The following is a 2,755-nucleotide window of genomic DNA, read 5'->3' as shown; positions in this document are numbered from 1 at the left end:
CCTCGAAGGTGATGCAACGGGCGGTGTCGATCGACGAGCCCGACTACGGCGCGCTGTTCGACGACATGTTCGTCTCCGACGGCGGCCGGGTGCCCCTCGGACGTTTCATCCGGCCTCGGGTGGAGGTCGAGCTTGCGTTCGTGCTGGGCGAGAAGTTGGCCGGTCCCGACGTCACGCTGTTCGACGTGCTGCGGGCCACCGAGTTCGTGACCCCCGCTCTCGAGATCCTCGACGCCCGGGTGCAGATGTCGGATCCCGAGACCGGCCATCTGCGCACGATCGTCGACACCATCGCCGACAATGCGGCAGATGCGGGGATCGTGCTCGGTGGGCGGGTCGTGCGACCGATGGACGTCGACCTGCGGTGGGTGGCGGCCCTGCTGATGCGAAACGGAACGATCGAGGAGTCCGGGGTGGCCGCCGCCGTCCTCAACCACCCCGCCAACGGCGTAGCTTGGCTGGCCAATCGGCTTGCACCGCACGGGGTTCAGCTGGAGCGTGGTGAGGTGATCCTGTCAGGATCGTTCACCAAACCGGTGTTCGCCGAACCGGGGGATACCTTCGTTGCCGACTACGGACCGTTGGGCACGGTGTCCGTCGCATTCGACTCGGAGGCGTCGTGACGAACCGCTGGACGGAACGCATCGGCTCCGGGACGCCACGGTTCGGCATGTGGCTGGCCTCGGGCAGCAGCTACGTCACCGAAGTCTGCGCGGGGTCCGGAATCGACTGGCTCCTCTTGGACCAGGAGCACGCGCCCAACGATCTGCGAACGACGCTCGAACAATTGCAGGTGCTCGCGGCGTACCCCGACGTCGACGTCGTGGTGCGCCCGCCGTCGGCCGATCCGGTGTCGATCAAGCGGCTGCTCGACGTCGGTGCACAGAACGTCATCGTTCCGATGATCGACGACGCGGCGGAGGCGACCGCCGCAGTCGGGGCCACCCGTTACCCGCCCGACGGTATTCGTGGGGTTGGCAGCGCGTTGGCTCGCGCATCGCAATGGAACCGCATTTCTGACTATCTTGTCACCGCAGATTCGTCGGTGTCCCTGACCGTTCAGGTGGAGACGGTGGCCGGCCTCGAGCACCTCGGCGACATCGCCGACGTGGACGGCGTGGACGCGGTGTTCATCGGCCCCGCCGACCTGGCGGCATCGCTGGGCAAGCTCGGCCAGCCGGAGCATCCAGACGTGGTGGGCGCCATAGAGCGTGCTCTGGCGACGATCGTCGAGCACGGGAAGAGCGCAGGCGTCAACGCGTTCAACGAGTCGGTGGCGCGTCGCTATCTGCGTGCGGGCGCGAGCTTCGTCCTCGTCGGCGCTGACGTGGCACTGCTGGCGCGCGGCGCCGAAGATCTGGCCGCCAGATACCACGGAAAGGCTCGGTGACCCTTTGTTTCTGACTATCGTGTCACCTATACTCTGACCATGGATCTCGACTTCACGTCTGACCAGATCGAGTTCCGTGACCAGGTGCGCACATGGCTCGACGAGAACAAGCCGACCGAACCGCGACCCCGCGACGATGCAGGCAACCGTGAGTACGACCTGGCCTGGCAGCACACGCAGTGGGACGGTGGCTGGGCGGGCATCGCCTGGCCGACGGAGTACGGCGGCAAGGGCCTCACGTTGCTGCAGCAATTGATCTGGTACGAGGAATATGCGGCGCGGGGGTTTCCCGGCATCGACGCGTGCTTCGTCGGGAACTCACACGCCGGACCCACCCTGATCACTCGCGCCACGGACGAGCAGAAGTCGTTCCACCTGCCGAAGATCCTTCGCGGCGAGGTGATCTGGTGTCAGGGCTTCTCCGAGCCCGACGCCGGGTCGGACCTCGCGGCGTTGCGCACCAAGGCAGTGATCGATGGGGAAGATCTGGTGGTGTCGGGCCAGAAGCTGTGGACCAGCTTCGCGACCGCCGCCGACTACCAGGAACTGCTGGTGCGCACCGACAACACCGGCAGCAAGCACACGGGGATCACCTGGGTCATCTGCGACATGAACACGTCGGGCATCGACATTCGTCCGATCGAGACCATCGAGGGTGGCTCGGAGTTCTGCGAGGTGTTCTACGACGACGTGCGCATCCCGCTGTCCAACGTCGTCGGCGACGTCGGCGAGGGCTGGTCGGTCGCCATGGCCACGCTGTCGTTCGAGCGCGGCACCGCCTTCACCGCCAATCAGGTGCGGCTGGCCAAGATCATCGAGGACCTCATCGACTATGCCCGTGACCACGTCGGCCCGGACGGCCGCAGGCCTGCCATCGCCGATGACGACATCGCGCGGCGACTTGCCCGCGCCCGGGCCTCGGTGGCGTCGTTGCGGGCGCTGACCTACACCAACATCTGCGAGGCCATGAAGACCGAAACCCCCGGTCCGCGTGGCTCGATCGTGAAGTTGTTGTACGCCGAACTGGCCAAGGAGATCGGCAAGCTGTCGATGGACGTCCTAGGTCCCGCATCGATTCGACACACGTCGCGCTGGGACGACGACGGGTGGGCCGGCTACTACTACTACAGCTTCTCGCAGGCCATCGGGGGCGGCACGTCGGAGATTCAGCGCAACATCGTCGGTGAACGCGTGCTGGGACTGCCCAGATGAGCTCGGTGAGGAGACCGTCATGAACCTGCTGCCAGGACCTGATCAGCTCGAAATCATCTCGGCGGCAGGAGAATTCCTTGCCGAGCGGATGCCCGTCGAACGGATTCGCACTAGTCGCGACGCGGAAATGCCGGTATCGGAGGGACTCTGGCG

At 65.8% G+C, this 2,755-nt stretch carries 3 protein-coding genes; all 3 read left to right on the top strand.

Features of this window, described 5'->3' with window-relative positions; all coding sequences use genetic code 11:
• On the top strand, positions 1 to 623 hold a 623-nt coding region (locus ACRDUX_RS04305; RefSeq protein WP_526411359.1), incomplete at its 5' end, for a fumarylacetoacetate hydrolase family protein.
• Positions 620 to 1,390, top strand: a complete 771-nt coding sequence (locus ACRDUX_RS04300; RefSeq protein WP_526411357.1) for an aldolase/citrate lyase family protein — start codon at positions 620 to 622, stop codon at positions 1,388 to 1,390. The genes ACRDUX_RS04305 and ACRDUX_RS04300, both read left to right, overlap by 4 nt.
• A 39-nt stretch (positions 1,391 to 1,429) precedes the next feature.
• Positions 1,430 to 2,602, top strand: coding sequence for an acyl-CoA dehydrogenase family protein (locus tag ACRDUX_RS04295; protein WP_526411355.1), 1,173 nt, complete (start codon positions 1,430 to 1,432; stop codon positions 2,600 to 2,602).
• Positions 2,603 to 2,755 lie beyond the last annotated feature (153 nt).

This window comes from Mycobacterium sp. (assembly GCF_050701675.1).
In the GTDB taxonomy this organism is placed as follows: Bacteria; Actinomycetota; Actinomycetes; order Mycobacteriales; family Mycobacteriaceae; genus Mycobacterium.
This window is presented reverse-complemented; position numbering and strand designations above follow the sequence as displayed.